Below are 17,612 nucleotides of genomic sequence, written 5' to 3'. Positions count from 1 at the left end.
GAGGGACACCCATGCGCTCCGTCCTCTTCGCCAGCCCCGCGCACCCGGGGCAGCTCAACCCCCTGCTCGCCATCGCCGGGGAGCTGTCCCGGCGCGGCGAGCCGGGCCTGTGGTTCGCCGCCGAGGAGGAGGCGCGGGACCGGGTGGCGGCCCACGCCACCGGCAGCCCGCTGCGCTTCCGCTCCACCGGCGAGACCGTGCTCCGCGTCGACGACGAGCTGTACGCCGCCATGACCCGGGGGCCGATGACCACCGCCGGCCTGGTCGCCCTCGCCCGGCAGATCCGGATCCCCGAGGTGGCCGACCGGGTCCGGGCGCGGACCCTCGAACAGATCGACGAGATCCGACCCTCGCTGATGGTGATCGACATGCTGAACCTGGGCGCGCTCGACGCGGCGCTGGCCCGGGGCGTGCCGTACGTGCTGAGCCTGGCGTTCCCGCCCAGCAACGTCTACCTGAGCCGGCTGCCGTGGGACTACCCGACGCCCACCTCGGGGTTGCCCCGCCGGCTGGGCCCCCGGCAGCGCTGGACCAACCTGACCTTCCGCGCCCGCCTGCGGCTGTCGCTGCTGCGCGCGCTCGCCGGACAGGCCCGGCACCGCCGCGCCCAGCGGATCGACAACGCGTTCGGCGACCCCGAGAAATACAGCGCCGCCGCGACGGCCGTCTTCGGCTACACGGTGTTCGGGCTGGAATACCCCTTCCCCGCGCCGGAGCACCTGCACCTGTTCGGCCCGATGGTGCCGCTCCGCGACCCCGCCCCGGGCGAGGGCCCGTCCGGCGGTCCGGGGCAGGGCGGGGAGCTGACCGGCTGGCTCGACCGGCAGACCTCGGTCGTCTACGCCTGCCTCGGCACCCTGGCCCGGCTCACCGGCCCGCAGGTGCGCGCCTTCGCCGAGGCGCTGGCCGCGATCGGGCCCGAGCACCAGGTGCTGTGGAAGCTGCCCGCCGCGCAGCGGCACCTGCTGCCCGGCCCGCTGCCGCCGCACGTACGGATCGAGGAGTGGATCCCGTCCCAGCTCGACGTGCTGGCCCACCCGAACGTCCGGGCGTTCGTCTGCCACGGCGGGGCCAACGGCTTCCACGAGGGCGTCCACTTCGGACAGCCGATGCTGATGACCCCGTTCTGGCTGGACTGCTACGACGTCGCGGCCCGCGCGGTCGACGCCGGGGTCGGGCTGGCGCTCGACCACCCACCGCACGTCGACGCGGGCGAGGTCGCCGGCAAGCTGCGCCGGCTGCTCACCGAGGAGAGCTTCCGGGAACGCAGCCGGCACTGGGGCGAGCAGTGCCGCCGGGCCGGCGGGGTGGGCCGGGCCGCCGACCTGGTGCTAAAGCTCGCCGCCAGCCACTGACGCCGCCGAGGCACCCGCCACGCTGGCCACCGACGCCGCCGAGGCACCCGCCGGCGCTGCGGCGGCCGGGGAGCCGGAGGCCGGGGCGGCGAGCTTGGCCCGGGGCCGGTCGGCGTCCGGATGGCGCAGCTCGTCGAAGATCGCCAACGCCTCCCGCCACGCCCGGCGCGCGGCGTCCAGGTCACCGGCGGCCCGCAGGCTGTCGCCCAGGTTGTCCAGCACCTCCGCCTCGTCGTACCGGTCGCCGAGTTCCCGGTGCAGCGCCAGCGCCCGCCGGTAGCAGTCCGCGGCCCGGTCGTGGTCGCCGAGGCCGTGCTGCACGTAGCCGAGGCTGTCCCAGGTCAGCGCCGCGCCGTGCCGGTCACCGTTCTCCTCGTGCAGGCGCAGGGCCGCCTGGCAGCAGCGCAGCGCCGGCTCCGGTTCGCCGAGCCGGGCGTGCATCCAGCCCAGGTTGTTGAGCGCCTTGGCCTGCCCGACCCGGTAGCCGGCGGCCCGGTACAGGTCGAGGGCCAGCCGGGTCTCGTCGAGCGCGGCCCGCAGCCGGCCCTGCCGCGCCAGCACCCAGCTCACCCCGAGGTGCGTGTGCGCCCGGCCGGTGTCGTCGCCCAGCTCCCGGTAGAGCTCCAGGTCGCGGCGGTAGTGCCGGTGTGCCGCCTCGTGGTCGCCCGACCAGGTGCAGGCGATGGCGAGCCCCCGGTGCGCCAGGGCCTGCCCGGCCAGGTCCCCCCGGCGCAGCGCCGCCGCCAGGGCGGTCCGCTGCGCGGCGGCCAGCTCGGGCCAGTGCCCGCTGCGGTCGAGGTACGTGGTGAGGGCCGCCGCCAGCGTCCACGCGTGCCGGTCCAGGCCGGTGGCCGCCGTCTGCTCCACGCAGGCCAGCAGGACGTGGTGCTCGGCGGCGAACCAACCGGTCGCCCAGGCGTGGTCCGGCCGGTCGCCCACCGTCACCCCCGGCTCCGGCGGCGGCAGCGCGGCGGGCCGGGCCAGCCGGTACGGGTCGAGCAGGTGGTCCGCCGCGTGCGAGGCGTGCAGGTAGTGGTCGAACAGGCGACGGCGGGCGGCCTCCCGTTCCGCCTCGGGGTCGAGCCCGTGGCACAGCTCCGACGCGTACGCGCGGAGCAGGTCGTGCATCGCGTACCGGCCGGGGGTGCGCTCGGTGAGCAGGTTCGCCCGGGCCAGCCCGGCCAGCAGCGTGCCGACCCGGGCCGGCGGCAGGCCGGTCAGGCTGGCCACCGCCGGCCGCGCCGCGTCGGGACCCGGATGCAGCCCGAGCAGCCGGAACAGCCTTGCCGAGTCGGCGTCCAACGCCCGATACGACCAGGAGAAGACCGCCCGCACGTCGGTCGCGGGGTCGCCGGTGGCCAGCGCGGTGAGCCGGTCCGGGTCGGTGTCCCGCAGCTCGGCGGCGAGCGCCGCCAGCGGCGCGTCGGGCTGCCCGACGGCCCGCGCCGCCACGATGGCCAGGGCCAGTGGCAGGCCCGCGCACCGGCGGACGATCTCGTCCCGCGCCGCCGGCTCGCGGTCGGCGCGGGCCCGGCCGAGCCGGCGGCCCAGCAGTTCCCGCGCCTCGGCCGGCGGGAGCAGGTCCAGCGCAACCGGGTGGGCCCCGTCGCTGACCACCAGGCCGGTGAGCCGGTTGCGGCTGGTCACCACGACCAGGCTGCCCGGCGAGCCCGGCAGCAGGGGGCGCACCTGGCCGTCGTCGCGGGCGTTGTCGAGCAGCACCAGGACCCGCCGGTCGGCGAGCAGCGTCCGGAACAGCGCGGCCTGCCCGGGCAGGTCGGTGGGCACCCGCTGGGGCGGCACGTGCAGCGCCTCCAGGAAGCCGCGCAGCGCCTCGCCCGGCGGGACGGCCCGGCCGTCGAGGTCGAATCCGCGCAGGTTGACGTAGAGCTGCCCATCCGGGAAGAGGTGCGCGACCCGGTGCGCCCAGTGCACCGCCAGGGTGGTCTTGCCGACCCCGGCGGTGCCGGCGATCGCGGAGATCACCACCGCCCGGCCCGCCCCGCCGTCCCGGCCGGCGTCCGCCGTGTCGGCGGGCAGCAGGGCGTCCAGTTGCCGCAGCGCCGCCGCCCGCCCGGTGAACCAGGCGGGCTGGCCGGGCAGTTGCGTCGGGGTCGGCCCGGCGGGCGGGGGCTCCGGGGGCGCGGGCCGGGCGGGCGGCAGCTCCGGGGGCGGTTCCGGGGACGCTGGCCCGGGCGGCGGCGGTTCCGGGGGCGCGGACCCGTCCGGCCACTGCCCCCGCAGCACCCGCAGGTGGGCCCGGCTCAGCTCCGGGCCGGGCTCCACGCCCAGCTCGTCGACGAGGCGACGCCGGGTCTCGACGTAGAGCCGCAGCGCGGCGGCCCGCTGGCCGCAGCCGGCCAGGGCGAGCAGGTAGCCGGCCACCAGGGGCTCCCGCAGCGGATGCTCGGTCACCAGGGGACGCAGGGTCCGCGCGATCGCGGCGAACCGGCCGAGGCCGAGCTCCACGGCGGCCAGCCGCTCGCAGGCGAGCAGCCGCTGCTCGTCCAGGTCGGTGGCGGCGGCGTCGACGAAGGCCCCGGCCGCCCCGGCCAGCGCCGGCCCGCGCCACAGCGCCAGGCCCGCGCGCAGCAGCCGCGCCGCCTCCGCCGGCCGGCCCGCCGCCTCCTCGACCCGGGCCCGCTCGACCGCCGCCGTGAACTCGGTCAGGTCCAGCTCCGTCCCGCGCACGGTGAGCCGGTAGCCCCCGCCCTGGGTGACCAGGAGGTCGCCCGCGCCCGCGTCCCGCAGGGCCGACCGGATCCGGGACACGCAGACCTGCACCTGGTTACGGGCGCTGGTCGGCGGCTCGTCGGCCCAGAGCGCCGCCACGAGCTGCCCGGCGGGCACCAGCCGGTCGGCGTTGAGGAGCAGCAGCGCGAGCACCGCGCGTTGCTGTGGACGGTCGATGGCGAGGACCCGGCCCCCGGCGGTCGCCTGGACAGGGCCAAGGAGGGACCACCGCATGGCTTTCCTCGTCGGTCGTGATCGGACGACCACAGTCTATGGACGGCGGGGCCGGCGCGGCCGGCGACAAGCGGTCGGAAAGCGGACGACAAGCGGGCCCGCCCAGGCTCTCCCCATCCGCCGCCACCACGGTCCGGCGGGAGGCCGGCCGGCACGACGCCGGCCACGGTGGACAGGGAGAGCGACATGCGAGTAACCAGGGGACAGGGCGCGCTGACGGTCATCGCGTCGACGGCGGCCGTGATCGCCACCATGGGTTGGGCGGCACCGGCATCGGCGACGCCGGCGGGGCTGGAGACGGTCGGCACGGCGACCGCCGAGAGCAGCGCGGACAAGTCTGCTTTCGCGGCGTGCCCGGCCGGCAAGGTGGTCACCGGGGGCGGTGGCTACCTTCTCGCCGGGTCGTCGGCCGCCGGACACGTCGGGCTGGACCGGCTGGAGCCGCTGGCGAACGGCACCGGGTTCAGCGCGACGATGCGGGAGGTCGGCCCGGTCAACTTCGCCGGTGACTGGGGGCTCCAGACCCTCGCCCAGTGCGCCACCGCGCCGGCCGGCTACCAGGTCGTCGCGGCGACCGGGGCGGTCGGGACGGAGTACGTCACGGCGAGCTGCGGGACGAAGAAGGTCATCGGGATGGGCGGGCGGGTCAACAGCGGCCTTGGCGACGTCGTGCTCGACCAGGTGGTGCCGTCGTCCGACCTGACGTCGGTGACCGTCCGGGCGGTCGCGGTGCAGGGCACCTCGCCGGCCGGCTGGAGCGCCACCGCGATCGCGGTCTGCGCCACCGCGCCCGCCGGCCTGGAGCGGGTCGTGACCACGGGGACGGGCGCGAGCAACCCGTCCGACTCCGCCGTGAAGGCGTGCCCGGCCGGCAAGGGGCTCTACAGCGCGGGGGCGGACATCAACGCCGGCAACGGTCAGGTGCTGCTCACCGCGGTCAACATCACCGGGGGCGACACGGTGCGGGTGCGGGCCGACGAGGACGCCGACGGCTTCGCCGGCTCGTGGAGCCTCAACGGGTACGGCATCTGCGGCAGCTGACCCGCGAGCGGGCCGGGGTCACCGAGCGAGGTGGCCCCGGCCCCGGCGGTTCCGGCCCGCGACGCGCATGGCCTTCTCGCGCGCCGCCCAGTATCGTGCCGATGTATCGGTGCGATACATCGGACACCGGCTGCGGACGGGGGCTGCGGATGAGGCGGGTCGACTACGACCGGGAGCAGCACCGGCACTACGCGCGCGGCCGGGCGCTCACCGCGCAGCAGTCGAGGGCGTGGCTGAGCGCCTTCGCCGACGCGCTGCCGCAGCGGCGTCCACTGGCGGGGCTGGACGTCGGTTCGGGGACCGGCCGGTTCACTCCCCTGCTGGCGAGCGCGTTCGGCCCGGTCACCGGCGTCGAACCCTCGGTACGCATGCGCGAGGTGGCCCAGGCGCAGCCCTCGCGCCCCGGTGTGCGCTACCTGGCGGGCGCCGCCGAGGACCTGCCCGTGCCGGACGGCAGCGCCGACTACGCGCTCATGTTCTGCGTCTGGCACCACGTCCAGGACAAGCCCCGCGCGGCACGGGAGCTGGCCCGGGCGCTCAGGCCGGGCGGGCGGCTGCTGCTGCGCGGCAACTTCAGCGACCACCACCCCGAGCCATGGTGGCTCGGCCACTTCCCGCGCGGCCTCGCCGCGGACCTCGCGCAGTTCCAGCCGCTGCACGAGGTCGTCGCGACGTTCACGGCGGCCGGCTGGCGGGTCACCGGCTTCGGCACGGTCACCCAACCCTCCGACGGCACCCGGGCCGACGTGCTCGACCGGCTGCGCCTGCGCGCGCTCTCCTTCTTCTCCCAGCTCGACCCCGACGAGGTGGAGGCCGGCCTGCGCAGCATCGAGGAGGCCGTGGCCGCCGACCCCGACGCGCCCTCGCCGCCGCTGTCCGAGCCGCTGCTCACGCTCGAACGGCGCTGACCGGCGTGGCCGGGTCCACTGACCCGAGCGCCGGTCTCGGCTGACGCGGCGCCAATCAATAGGAATCGCGATTCCCGCAATACCGAACACGCTCTTCCCACGCACCGCAAATGCAATCCGAAACAATCGATTGATGAACTCGGACAGAATGGCGACACTCGAATCGGCGGGCCGGCCGCATTCTTGCGCGGCGGTCGGGGCCACTGCGAGACTCTGACCAGGCGGGTCCGACGATCGGCACGATAGCCGACCATCCACTATGCCCCCTTTCCCTCCAGCGCTCCTGCACATCTGCGTGCCCGACTCCGGCCACTGCGGAAGACCGCCGCGGAAAAGGGTGACCGATCCACCGAATCCGTCGAACCCGGCTCGATCCAGCACCTCCCCGACCCGCTCGATCACGACACACAAAAGGACGCGTGATGACGAAAGTACGTCCAAGCTGGGCCCTCCGGTACATCGCCGCACTCTCCACCGTCGCCCTCTCGGCCGCACTGCTCGCGGTGGCCGGGCCGAGCCAGGCCGCGGGCAGCACCGCAAACGGCCAGCGCTCCGCCCTCTCCGCCGGCACGACGACCTATTCCGCCAAGGCCACGACCGCTCGCGGGCCGCTCGTCGCGACGGCGAGGGTGGGCGCGTTGGACATCACCTGCACGCTGACCCCGTCCAAGCCCTTCGTCTACTACGGCGGCCCGTACGGCGGCGGCGAGGAAGGCATCGCGACCGTGCGGTGCACCCAGCCCGTCTACGCGATCCAGGTCGAGGTGGCCCTGTTCCGCTACAGCAGCCAGGTCACGTACAACACCCACACGAGCTACAGCACCACCACCGCGAGCGCCGACACCGAATACCCCCGGATGTCCGGCGAATACCGCACCGGCGCGGACGCCTACATCACCTGGACCTACGGCGGCCCCACCAGCTTCATCCCGCTCACCTTCAGCGAGATCGCCTACCTCTGACGGGTCAGCCGGGTCGCAGCGCGGCGTCCAGCGCCGCCAGCTGATCCGCGACGCGGCCGACCGTCAACGCCCCGCTCGACGCGCCGGCCCACTCGGCCGCCGCCGGGGCGAGCGCCCGCCTGGCCCGTTCCATGGCGGCCCGGTCGGCCGCGGCGGTCGCGGCCCGGGCGAACAGGCACCACAGCGCCTCCGCGAGCAGGTCCGCAGGCGGGTCCGGCACGTCGGCGAGCGCGGTCCGGCCCGGTTCGAGCAGGGGCCGCACCCACGGCCCGTACGGCCCCCACCGGTCGTCCGCGGAGGCGAGTGGCAGGCCACGGCGCAGGCGCAGGCCGAGCAGCGCCAGCGGCAGCAGGCCGTCGCGCATGCCGGGCATGCCCGCCTGGTCCAGCCGGGCCGCCGCGCTGCGGTACAGCGACTCGGCCCGCTCCACCGACGCCTGCTCGGCGAGGTCGGCGCGCAGCGCCCGATACCACTGGGTGAACACGCCGACCAGGGGACGCTCGTGCCGGCCGGCCAGGTCGTCGGCGGCCTCCGCGTGCCGGTCGGCCCGGTCGAACGCGGCGGTCGCGCAACTGGACTGCAACCGGATCAGGTGACCCAGCACCTCCGCGGAGGCCAGGCCGTGCCGGTGTCCCAGGCTCACCAGCTCGGCGCCGATCCGATCGCGGCGCGCCGAGCCGCCGGTGCGGTGGCAGCTCTGCATGAACACCCCGTTCAGCGCGAACGCGAGCAGCGCGGGGTCGTCCAGCTGGCGGGCGATCGCCTCGGCCTGCCGGGCGTACTCGCGTGGCCGCGGGTCACGGGTGCCGCGCGACTCGATCGCGATGGTGGCCAGCAGCCGGGCCCGGACCGGGTCGGGGCCGTCCGGTGGGAGGACCACGAGGGCCCGTTCCGCGGCGGCGACGATGCCGGCGGCCTGCCCGGGGTCGTCGGAGCGAGGCCAGCTGGCCGGCACGTCGTACGCGCCGATCACCCGCGCGGTCAACGCCGGGTCGCCGAGCTCCTCGGCGGCGCTGATCGTCGCCGCGCGCTGCTCCCGGGCCGCCTCCAGGCCGCCCGCTCCGGTCACCGCGAGGTTGCGCAGCAGGCCGACCGCCGACTCCAGCCGCACCCGGGCGCCACCGGCGAGCACCCGGTCGTAGGCGGAGACGGCCCGCGTCAACGCCTCGCCGGCCGGATCGGGCCGGGCGGGCCCGGCCAGGCCCGGCTCCTGCCGCAGGATGTCCGTCTCCAACGCGCGCAGGGCCGGCCCCGGATCCACGCCCAGGTGGCCGGCGAGCAGCTCCCGGGCCCGGCGCAGGACCGCCAGCGCGTCGCCCTGCCGACCCGACCGGTACAGGGCCAGCGCCAACAGCCGCCACCCCAGTTCCCGCCACGGATGCGCGATGACGTGCTCGTCGAGGTCGGGAACGGCCTCGGCGGCCCGCCCCAGGTCGAGCCGGGCCTGGGCCCGCCCCTCGACGGCCTGTAGGCGCAGTTCGGCGAGTCGTGAGCGGTCGGCCCGCGCCCAGGCGGCGTCCGGGAAGTCGGCGTACGCGGGACCGCGCCACCAGGCGAGCGCCTCGTCCAACCGGGCCAGTGCGGCGGCCGCGTCCATGGTGCCGGCGTTGGTGACCGCCTCCTCGAACCGCCAGGCGTCCACCTGATCGGGCTCGCAGCGCAGCGCGTACCCGAGGCCCTGGGTGACCAGCAGGGTCGCCGGCGCCCGTGGCGGGCGGTCCGGCTCGACCGCCCTGCGCAGCGCCGCGACGAAGGTCCGCACGGCGGACACCGCGCCGTCCGGGGGCGCCACCCACAGGTCCTGGACAAGATCATTGACGGGTACGACCCGGCGGCGGGCCACCAGCAGCCGGGCCAGGACCGCGCGGTGCATCGGCCCCTTCAACGCGACGGGTCGGCCCTGCGCGTCCTCGGCGACCACCGGGCCGAGAACGCCGAACGTGACAGGCCCACGGTGCACGGAGCCACGCTATCCCGGCGCTCATCCGCTGCTCATCCGAACCTCGCACAGTTGTCGGCGACCCCGAGAGAAGGTGTGAGAAACATGAAGTTCGACCACGTACGCGTCCCCGTCGCCGACGGCGTGGAGCTCCACACCGCGGTGGCCGGCTCCGGCAGCCCGATCGTCCTGCTGCACGGCTTCCCGCAGACCCACCTGATGTGGCGGCACGTCGCCGCCGACCTGGCCGCGGAGCACACCGTGATCTGCCCGGACCTGCGCGGCTACGGCGCCAGCGACAAGCCGGCCGAGGCCGGCCCGGACACCTACTCCAAGCGGACCATGGGCACGGACGTGGTGGCTCTCGCGAAGGCGCTGGGCCACGACCGGTTCGCCCTGGCCGGGCACGACCGGGGCGCGCTGGTCGCGATCCGCACCGGGCTCGACCACCCGGAACACGTCACGCACCTGGCGTCGCTGGACGTGCTGCCGACGCTGGACATGTGGAACGTCATGCACGGGGTCAGCGCCCAGGTCGGCTTCCACCTCTACCTGATGGCCCAGCCGCCCGGCCTGCCCGAGAAGATGATCGCCGGGGCCTCCGACGACTTCTTCGGCCACTTCCTCGACCTGTGGACCAACGACCCGCAGGCCATCCCCGCCGACATCCGCCGCGCCTACCTCGACGCCGCCCGCGCCGCCATTCCGTCGATCGTCGCCGACTACCGGGCCTCGGCCGGCATCGACGTCGAACACGACCGGGCCGACCGCGACGCCGGTCGCACCCTGGCCATGCCGGTCACCGTGCTCCAGCAGGACTGGGGGGCCGTGCTCGGCTTCGACGCCGCCGGGCTGTGGAAGGCATGGGCCCCGGACCTCCACCACGTCCCGGTCACGTGCGGTCATTTCATGGCCGAGGAGGATCCCGGCCTGGTAGCCGGGGAGATCCGCGCTCTGCTGACCCGCTGAGCGAGCGCCTCGGAGCTGTGGTGCGGGTGGCGCAAGGCTGCGGGCAACCGCTCCGGGGCGGCGTTCCGGGCTGAGTTGTGCCGGATCTGTGCCAAATGATCAATGGCCAGCGTTTCCGCTGGCCATTGGCGTTAAGGGTGGAGCTGAGGGGATTTGAACCCCTGACCCCCTCGATGCGAACGAGGTGCGCTACCGGTCTGCGCCACAGCCCCTCCGCCGGCTAACCGGCTTCGGTCCCACCTGGCTTGCACCAGGCGGGCCGGCGACAAGACTAACAGCACACCCGCCCGCCATGCGAATCCGCCCCGCCCACCCGGCCCGTGCCTGCTCACGGGCCAGGTCGACGCTCACCGTGTCGGCGACATGGCGGTATCCCGACCCCTCAGACCCCGCCATGTCGCCGACATGAAGTCGATCAAGCCGAGCCGAGCGACCCGATCAAGCGCGAGCCGACGAGCCGGTCAGGAGAGGTCGGTCAGGCCGAGTGGGAGGTGCGGCCCGACTGGTACGGGCGGCCCCGCAGCCCCCCAGCCCGCCGGTACGACACCGAACCGCCGCTGGCCGCCGGTGGCAGGTCGGCGGGCCGGTCCAGGCCCATCGCCGTACGGCGGACCGCCTCGCGCTGGGCCGCCAGGCGGCGCTGGGCCTCCCGGCGGGCCGCTGCCCGGCGGGCCTGCTCCCGGCGCACCTCGGCCTGCCGGGCGGCCAGCCAGGCGGCCTCCCGCGCGTGGGCGCGTCGGCGGCGGCGCTCGGCGAGGGCCCGCTTGCGCAGGTGCACCACGTACGTCACCAGGAGGGTGGCCGTGACGGAGAAGCCGATCCAGAAGCCGGGGCCGACCACGGCCACCCCGATCAGCTCGACGACGTTGAGCAGCAGCAGGGCGGCGAGCACCCGCCGCCTGCGGTAGATCGCCGGGGTGTGCGGACGGCGGCGGGGTGCGGCCCGTCGACGGGACTTCACGGCCGGCGGCACGGCGCGCAGCCGGCCGCGTCGCCGCGCCGGCGCGGGCGGGGCGGACACGGGAGCGGAGAGACCACCCGTGTTCACATTCTCGCTCAAGGTGACAACGAGAGATCGGGAGGGGTTGACCGGCCGGCGTCCGGGGACAGTGCGTCGCCGCCGGCGGCGCTGGAGCACCCGCGCCGTCGACTGCGCCCGCTCCGCCACCAGCCGCTCGGTGGCGTCGTACCGGCGAACCAGCGCCGGCGCGAGGGCGAGCAGACCGGCGGCGGCGAGGACGGCGAGGAGCACCGAGGTCGGCACCCTCACCCCTCCCGTCACCAGGTTCGGGGCAACCGCCGTACGGCCGCAGAATCTTCGACTGGCACCGTCCCGGGCGGTCGAAGATGCGGTCGGGCAGCGCTTGCCGCAGCTTGCAGTTACTTGAGGTTACGGGCCGCCGACCAGGTTGATTGTGCGCCGCGCCGATCAGGCGGGGGTGGGACGGTTCACCCCGTGGCGGCGCTCAACCGGTGCCAGCGGGCCAGCAGGCCGCCCTCGGCGGCGACTTCCTCGCTGGTCATGGCGTATCCGATGTGGTCGCGCCACGCACCGTCGATATGCATGTACCGCACGTGGTACGACTCCTCGCGGAAGCCGAGCTTCTCCACCACCCGGCGGGACGGCTTGTTCTCCGGCCGGATGTTCACCTCGATCCGGTGCAGCCCGCCGGGGCCGAACGCGTGGTCCACGGCGAGCGCCAGCGCGGTGGGGATGACGCCCCGCCCGGCCACCCGGGAGTCCACCCAGTATCCGACGTACGCCGAGCAGAACGCCCGCCGGACGATGCTGCCGATGTTGAGGTGCCCGACCAGCCGCTCCCCGCCGTGCTCACGCAGGCAGACCGCGAACGGCATCCCCTCGCCGGTGCGCGCCGAGCGGCGCTGGTCCTTGTGGACCCAGCGGAACGCCGCCGGTGAGTTCAGCTCGTCCCAGTTGCCGGGCAGCGCCGACTCCCACGGGGCCAGCCAGGCCCGGTTGGCACGGCGCACCTCCGACCAGGCCGCCGCGTCCGAGCGTCGGTAGGGCCGCAGCAGCACGGGGCCGTCCACGAGCACCACCGGCCACCCCGGCGACCGCCCCGACCACAGTCCACTCACCGGGCCGACCTTCCGCTCACGACTGCGGGGCTCGCCAGCCCGCTCCTCGCGCTCATCGAGCCAGCCCTCCGCTCGCGACTGCGGGGCTCGCAAGCTCACTCCTCGCGCTCACCGGCGCCGGTCCAGCAGGAGGACGTCCACGGTGGAGCCGGCGGCGGCCGTGGTGACGCGCTCGCCGAGCACCATCAGCCCGTTGGCCTCGGCCAGGCCGGACAGGGTGAACTTCCCGCCCGGCAGCGGCTGGACGGTGTAGCCGCCGCCGCGCCGCTCGGCGACGTGCGCGGGGCGGAACTCGCGCAGCCCGCCGGGCGAGGTGATGGTCTCCAGCAGGTGCGCGCGCACGCTCGGCCGGAACACGGGCTCGGCCCCGGCCAACAGGTTGATGGCGGGCCGGGCCAGCACCTCGAAGCCGATCAGCGCCGCGCCGGGTTCACCGGGAAGACAGACCACCGGCACCTCCTCGGCGCCGACCGTACCGAACCCGAGGGCGGTGCCGGGATAGAGGGCCACCTCGGTGAAGGTGACCGGCCCGGCCCGGCCGCCCTCCCGGCGGGACAGGATGCGGCGCACCATGTCGCCGGGCCCGGTGCCGGTGCCGCCGGTGGTGATGATCAGATCGGCGCGCAGGGTCTGGTCCTCCAGCAGCCCACGCAGCCCCTCCGGGTCGTCGTCGCAGATCCCCACCCGGTACGCCAGCGCGCCCACCTCGGCGGCGGCGGCGGTCAGGGCGTGCGAGTTCGCGTCCACCACCTGCCCGGGCTGGCTGCCCCGGCCCACGTCGACCAGCTCGTCGCCGGTGGCCACGATGACCACCCGGGGGCTGGGCCGCACCACCACGTGCCCGATGCCGGTGGCGGCGAAGACGGCGACCAGGGCCGGGGAGACGTACGTGCCGGCGCGGGCGAGCAGGGTGCCGGCCGGCAGCTCCTCACCGGCGCGGCGCACCCCGTACCCCCGCTTGGGGGTGCGGAAGATCTCCACGGCGGCCATGCCCTGATCGGTCCACTCCACGGGCACCACCACGTCGGCGGCGATCGGCAGCGGCGCGCCGGCGGCCACCGAGAAGCAGGCCCCCGGGGTGAGCCGCACCGGCCGCCAGCTCGCCGCGCCGAGGTCGCCGACCACGTTGAGCCGCACGGTGCGGGACCCGGGCGGGCCGGAGCGGTCGGCGTATCCGCCCGCCGCCCGGCCCGCGCCGGAGAGGTCGTCCCAACGCGCCGCGTACCCGTCGACGGCCGCCTGGTCGAAGGCCGGGTAGGAGTGCGGCGCGACGACGTCCTCAGCGAGGACGTTGCCGTGCGCCTGGGTCAGGTCGAGGTCGAGCGGGGGCAGCGCGCGTAACCTGCGCAGCACGCTGCCCAGGTAGTCGGCGAGCGGCGTCAACTCGTTCGCGGCCGCCTCGGCGTCGGCCGTCGCGGTCATGTATTAGGACCGCCCGACGAGTCGCGCATGCCGTTGAGGATCGCCTCGGTGACGGTCTCGTCGCCGTTGTTGACGAACTCGGCGAGCCACTTGCGGAACTCCGCGCCGAGGTCCTCGCGTTCGCAGGCGAGCTGCACCACCGTCTGGAGGTAGCCCAGCGGCATCCCCGTGTCGTAGCGGGTGCCCCGGTAGACGATCGCGTGCACCGGGACGCCCTCGGTGCGCAGCAGCTCCATCGCGTCGGTGAGCTGGATCTCGCCGCCGCTGCCCGGCTCGGTGCGCCGGATCGCGTCGAAGATGCGCCCCGGCAGCACGTACCGGCCGAGGACGGCGAGGTTGCTGGGGGCGTCCTCCGGCTTGGGCTTCTCGACCATGCCGGTGACCTGCACGACCTCGCCGATGTCGGTCAGCTCCGGCTCGGCGGGCGCGACGGAGGCGATGCCGTACCGCTTGGTCTCGGCCGGGTCGACCTCGAAGAAGGCCAGCACGATCCCGCCGGTGCGGGCCTGTAGCTCCAGCATCGCCGGCAGCAGCGGCTCGGACGGCTTGACGAACTCGTCGCCGAGCAGCACCGCGAAGGGCTGGTCGCCGACGTGCGACTCGGCGTAGCCGATGGCGTGGCCGAGGCCGAGCTGCTCCGGCTGCCGGCAGGTGTAGATCTCGGCGAGCTCGCTGGGACGGCGCACCGCGGCCAGCCGCTCGGCGTCGCCCTTGGACTCCAGCCGGGCCTCCAGGTCGGGCCGGCGGTCGAAGTGGTCCACCATCGATGTCTTGCCGCGCCCGGTGATCAGCAGCACGTCGCCGATGCCGGCCTGGGTGGCCTCCTCGACGATGTACTGCAGGACCGGCCGGTCGACGACCGGCAGCAGCTCCTTGGGCACCGCCTTGGTGGCCGGCAGGAACCGGGTGGCCAGGCCGGCGGCCGGGATGACGGCCTTGACCGCGCGGGAACGACCGGTTGCGGTGGCCGCTGAGGGGTTCGCTGAGTGCTCCGACATGTCGCGAGACTATCGGCCAACGCCGTGTTGCGACGGGTGAGGACCGGAAGACGCGCCGCCGGCCCGGGGCAGGCCGTCGGCCGGGCTGACCGAACCGGCCGGCACGGCCAGCTCCTCCACCGGCGGCCAGGGCCGCGCCTCGGCCAGCCGCCAGGTGTCCCGGCCCGCCGCCTTCGCCGCGTACAGGGCGTCGTCGGCCGCGTCGAGGACCTGCTGACCGGTGGAGGCGTGGTCCGGGTAGACGGCGATGCCGACGGAGACGGTCACCCGGATCCGGGCCCCGCCGCCCGACTCCACGGGGACGGGAGTCTCCCGGGTCGCCGCGCCGAGCCGTTCGGCGACGATCGCCGCGCCCCGCGCGTCGGTCTCCGGCAGCAGCACCACGAACTCCTCCCCGCCCCGGCGGAAGGCCAGGTCCACCTCGCGGATCTCGCCCCGCACCCGGCGGGCGAACTCGACGAGCACCGCGTCCCCGGCGGCGTGCCCCCAGGTGTCGTTGACCTCCTTGAACCGGTCCAGGTCCAGCGCGAGGACGCTCAGCATCCGGCCGAACCGGCTGGCCCGCTCCACCTCCCGGCGGATCGACTCGCGCAGGTAGCGGTAGTTCCACAGCCCGGTCAGCGGGTCGGTCAGCGACAGCCGCTGGGCCTCCTCGTGCACCCGCACGTTGTCCACCGCCACGGCCGCGTGCCCGGCGAAGGTCCGCAGGGTCTCCAGGTCGGCGTCGTCGAACTCGTCGCCGCCGAGCCGGTCGTAGAGGACCAGCACGCCGAGCGCCGCCGCCGGGCCGCCGGGCACGCCCGGGTCCATCCCGGACCGGATGCCGGGGTCGGCCGGGCCGCCGGGGGCGGCGAAGGGCACCGCGACGTACGTCTCGCAGCGCGGTTCCCCGGCGGCCTCCGCCACCGGGTCGGCCCGCCCCCGGCGGGGCTGGCCGGTCGCGGCCACCGCGCCGACGATCCCGCCACCGACGGGCACCCGCAGGCCGGCCGCGCCGGTGTCCTCCGGGTCCGCCCCGGCGTCGGGCGACCAGCGCCCGTCGAGCCCCTCGGCGCACCGGCCGACCAGCACGCCGCCGTCGACCAGCAGCACCGCCCCGGCCCGCGCCCCGGTGGCCGCGATCGCGCTGTGCAGGATGACCCGCAGGATGCGTTGCAGGTCGTGGGTGCTGGCCAGGGTGTCGCCGAGCACGGCGAGGTGGCCGCGCAGCTGGTCCCGGCTGCTGGTGAGCGCCTGCACGTAGATGCCGGTCTCCCGGGTCATCCGGTTGAACGCGTCGGCCAGCCGGCCCAGCTCGTCGCGGCTGCGCACCGGCACCCGGGTGGCGAGGTCGCCGTGGGCCACCCGGTCCGCCGCGCCGGCCAGCTCCACCAGGGGACGGGTGGTGACCCGGGCCAGCCGCCAGGCGACGGCCACCGCCAGCAGCCCGGCCAGCAGCACCGCGCCGACCAGTGCCGCGTACAGGTCGGGGGGCTGCTCGCTGGGCACGGAGAGCACCAGCGGCAACGGTTGCCCCGGCGCGGGCGGGATCCGGCGGACGTAGCGGCCGTCGCCGGTGCCGGTGACCCGGTCGCCGGCGGCCCGGCGCGCCGCGGCGAGCACCCCGTCGCGTACGGCCGGGGCCTCGGTGGTGGCCGCGACCCCGACGGAGCCGGGCGCGCCGTCGAGGAGGGTAACCGCGACGCCGGTGACCGCCGCGAGCCGCCCGACGAGGCCGGGGTCGACCGGCTGGGCGGTGACCACCGCGCCCAGGTCGCCGCCGGCCCGGTCGCGCAGCGCGACCCGGGCGGCGAGCGCCGCGACCGGGCCGGCGGCCGGGTCGGCGGCGTCGCAGTCCCGCCAGGGGGCGACCGGGGCGCCGGGGGTCACGTACGTCGGGACGCCGGCCACGTCGGTGACCAGCACGGCGGCGGCGAGGCCCCGGCCGACCACCTGCCCGGCCGTGCCCGCCCGCCCGGCGGCGTCGGGGGCCAGGGCGACCGCGTCGGCCGCCGCGCGCAGCTGCTGGCAGAGGGCGTCGACCGAGGTACGCACGGCCGCGGCGGCCAGGCCGAGCTGCTCGGCCGCCCGGTTGCGGTCGACGGTCGTCATGGTCAGGCCGACGAAGAACGCCCCGAGCAGGACGGGGCCCAGCACCACCGTGAGGAAGGCCGCCGTCAACCGCCCGCGTAGCGTCAACGCTCCCCCCGGAAGTTCCGCGCCCGATGTAGCGATGCTGACACAGTGCGACCGTGAGACAAACGTTGCGTCAGGAGTGTTGCGTGCCGGATTTTTCTGATGGAGCGGAAGTGACCCACGAGGCCAAGCGGCGGGCCCGGGTGGAGCTGCTCGCCCGCCGCCGCGCGCTGCCCGCCCCGGAGCGGGCGGCGGCCGCGGCGCGCGTCCGGGCCGCGCTGACCGATCTGGTACGCCGGCTGCGCCCGGCCCGGGTCACCGCGTACGTCCCCGTCGGCTCGGAGCCGGGCGGGCCGGAGCTGCCGGAGGCGCTGCGCGCGGCGCTGCCGCCGGGCGGCGAGTTGCTGCTGCCGGTGCTCCGCGACGACCTCGACCTGGACTGGGCGGCGTACACCGGGCCGGGCTGCCTCGTCGCGGCCGGGCGGGGCCTGCGGGAGCCGACGGGCCCCCGGCTCGGCCGGGCGGCGGTCGCCGGCGCGCGGCTGGTGGTGGTGCCCGCCCTGGCGGTGGACCGGCGCGGGCGGCGGCTGGGGCGCGGCGGCGGCAGCTACGACCGGGCGCTCGCCCGCGTCCGCACGGACGCCCTCACGGTGGCCCTGCTGCACGACGGCGAGCTGGTCGCGCGGCTGCCCGTCGAGCCGCACGACCGACCCGTCCGCGCGGTGGTGAGCCCCTCCGGCGGGCTGCGTACGCTGACGGGCGGCTCCGTGTCGGTCCGGGCACTTCCGCTGGACGAACCCGGGTCCGATGACGCACCATTGGCACTCGAATGAGTC

General features: G+C 75.9%; 13 protein-coding genes and 1 tRNA gene. 6 read left to right on the top strand and 8 right to left on the bottom strand.

All coding sequences use genetic code 11. From position 1 onward, the window contains the following. The first annotated feature begins 11 nt into the window (after positions 1-11). Positions 12-1,355, top strand: a complete 1,344-nt coding sequence (locus O7628_RS17090; protein ID WP_278131852.1) for a glycosyltransferase — start codon at positions 12-14, stop codon at positions 1,353-1,355. Here O7628_RS17090 and O7628_RS17085 read toward each other — a convergent pair. Continuing rightward, on the bottom strand, positions 1,332-4,322 hold the full coding sequence (locus tag O7628_RS17085; RefSeq protein ID WP_278131850.1) for a BTAD domain-containing putative transcriptional regulator: 2,991 nt from the start codon (positions 4,320-4,322) through the stop codon (positions 1,332-1,334). The genes O7628_RS17090 and O7628_RS17085 overlap by 24 nt on opposite strands. A 186-nt stretch (positions 4,323-4,508) precedes the next feature. On the opposite strand from O7628_RS17085, the gene O7628_RS17080 reads away from it, so the two are divergent. The 3 genes from O7628_RS17080 to O7628_RS17070 all read left to right on the top strand — a co-directional run bounded on the left by O7628_RS17080 (position 4,509) and on the right by O7628_RS17070 (position 7,233). Then, entirely contained in the window at positions 4,509-5,363 is an 855-nt protein-coding gene (locus O7628_RS17080) for a hypothetical protein (RefSeq protein WP_278131848.1), read from the top strand. Between the two features lie 149 nt (positions 5,364-5,512). Further along, positions 5,513-6,271 (top strand): class I SAM-dependent methyltransferase, encoded by a 759-nt coding sequence (locus O7628_RS17075; protein WP_278131846.1) that lies wholly within the window; start codon positions 5,513-5,515, stop codon positions 6,269-6,271. Positions 6,272-6,693: 422 nt separating this feature from the next. Then, the gene (locus O7628_RS17070; RefSeq protein WP_278131844.1) at positions 6,694-7,233 is read left to right on the top strand and encodes a hypothetical protein; all 540 of its coding nucleotides are present in this window, start codon (positions 6,694-6,696) and stop codon (positions 7,231-7,233) included. Between the two features lie 4 nt (positions 7,234-7,237). On the opposite strand, the gene O7628_RS17065 is transcribed toward O7628_RS17070, so the two are convergent. Continuing rightward, complete coding sequence (locus O7628_RS17065) at positions 7,238-9,193, bottom strand: BTAD domain-containing putative transcriptional regulator (RefSeq protein WP_278131842.1); 1,956 nt, start codon at positions 9,191-9,193, stop codon at positions 7,238-7,240. 84 nt (positions 9,194-9,277) lie between these two features. Between O7628_RS17065 and O7628_RS17060 the strand changes: the two genes are divergently transcribed. Then, positions 9,278-10,141 (top strand): alpha/beta hydrolase, encoded by an 864-nt coding sequence (locus O7628_RS17060; protein ID WP_278131840.1) that lies wholly within the window; start codon positions 9,278-9,280, stop codon positions 10,139-10,141. A gap of 138 nt (positions 10,142-10,279) precedes the next feature. On the opposite strand, the gene O7628_RS17055 is transcribed toward O7628_RS17060, so the two are convergent. The 6 genes from O7628_RS17055 to O7628_RS17030 all read right to left on the bottom strand — a co-directional run bounded on the left by O7628_RS17055 (position 10,280) and on the right by O7628_RS17030 (position 16,839). Continuing rightward, a tRNA-Ala gene (locus O7628_RS17055) sits at positions 10,280-10,353 on the bottom strand. 263 nt (positions 10,354-10,616) lie between these two features. Continuing rightward, positions 10,617-11,411 (bottom strand): hypothetical protein, encoded by a 795-nt coding sequence (locus O7628_RS17050; protein WP_278131838.1) that lies wholly within the window; start codon positions 11,409-11,411, stop codon positions 10,617-10,619. Between the two features lie 179 nt (positions 11,412-11,590). After that, positions 11,591-12,232: a GNAT family protein gene (locus O7628_RS17045; protein WP_278136327.1), complete on the bottom strand. Its 642-nt coding sequence runs from the start codon at positions 12,230-12,232 to the stop codon at positions 11,591-11,593. A gap of 117 nt (positions 12,233-12,349) precedes the next feature. Further along, positions 12,350-13,663: a gephyrin-like molybdotransferase Glp gene (glp, locus tag O7628_RS17040; protein ID WP_074477083.1), complete on the bottom strand. Its 1,314-nt coding sequence runs from the start codon at positions 13,661-13,663 to the stop codon at positions 12,350-12,352. After that, positions 13,660-14,661, bottom strand: coding sequence for a UTP--glucose-1-phosphate uridylyltransferase (locus tag O7628_RS17035; RefSeq protein ID WP_278131836.1), 1,002 nt, complete (start codon positions 14,659-14,661; stop codon positions 13,660-13,662). Before O7628_RS17035 ends, glp begins: the two co-directional genes overlap by 4 nt. 9 nt (positions 14,662-14,670) lie before the next feature. After that, the gene (locus O7628_RS17030) at positions 14,671-16,839 is read right to left on the bottom strand and encodes a diguanylate cyclase (protein ID WP_278131835.1); all 2,169 of its coding nucleotides are present in this window, start codon (positions 16,837-16,839) and stop codon (positions 14,671-14,673) included. An 83-nt stretch (positions 16,840-16,922) separates the two neighbouring features. Here O7628_RS17030 and O7628_RS17025 point away from each other — a divergent pair, with 83 nt between their 5' ends. Continuing rightward, positions 16,923-17,609 (top strand): 5-formyltetrahydrofolate cyclo-ligase, encoded by a 687-nt coding sequence (locus O7628_RS17025; protein ID WP_278131833.1) that lies wholly within the window; start codon positions 16,923-16,925, stop codon positions 17,607-17,609. Positions 17,610-17,612: the final 3 nt, after the last annotated feature.

This window comes from Micromonospora sp. WMMD956 (assembly GCF_029626125.1).
Lineage (GTDB): Bacteria > Actinomycetota > Actinomycetes > Mycobacteriales > Micromonosporaceae > Micromonospora > Micromonospora carbonacea.
The sequence above is the reverse complement of the archived record's forward strand: the minus strand, read 5'-3'. Positions and strand labels throughout refer to the sequence as shown.

Coding starts and splice junctions, on each gene's coding strand:
- O7628_RS17090 (WP_278131852.1), top strand. CDS start 12: ATGCGCTCCGTCCTCTTCGCCAGCCCCGCGCACCCGGGGCAGCTCAAC.
- O7628_RS17085 (WP_278131850.1), bottom strand. CDS start 4,322: ATGCGGTGGTCCCTCCTTGGCCCTGTCCAGGCGACCGCCGGGGGCCGG.
- O7628_RS17080 (WP_278131848.1), top strand. CDS start 4,509: ATGCGAGTAACCAGGGGACAGGGCGCGCTGACGGTCATCGCGTCGACG.
- O7628_RS17075 (WP_278131846.1), top strand. CDS start 5,513: ATGAGGCGGGTCGACTACGACCGGGAGCAGCACCGGCACTACGCGCGC.
- O7628_RS17070 (WP_278131844.1), top strand. CDS start 6,694: ATGACGAAAGTACGTCCAAGCTGGGCCCTCCGGTACATCGCCGCACTC.
- O7628_RS17060 (WP_278131840.1), top strand. CDS start 9,278: ATGAAGTTCGACCACGTACGCGTCCCCGTCGCCGACGGCGTGGAGCTC.
- glp (WP_074477083.1), bottom strand. CDS start 13,663: ATGACCGCGACGGCCGACGCCGAGGCGGCCGCGAACGAGTTGACGCCG.
- O7628_RS17035 (WP_278131836.1), bottom strand. CDS start 14,661: ATGTCGGAGCACTCAGCGAACCCCTCAGCGGCCACCGCAACCGGTCGT.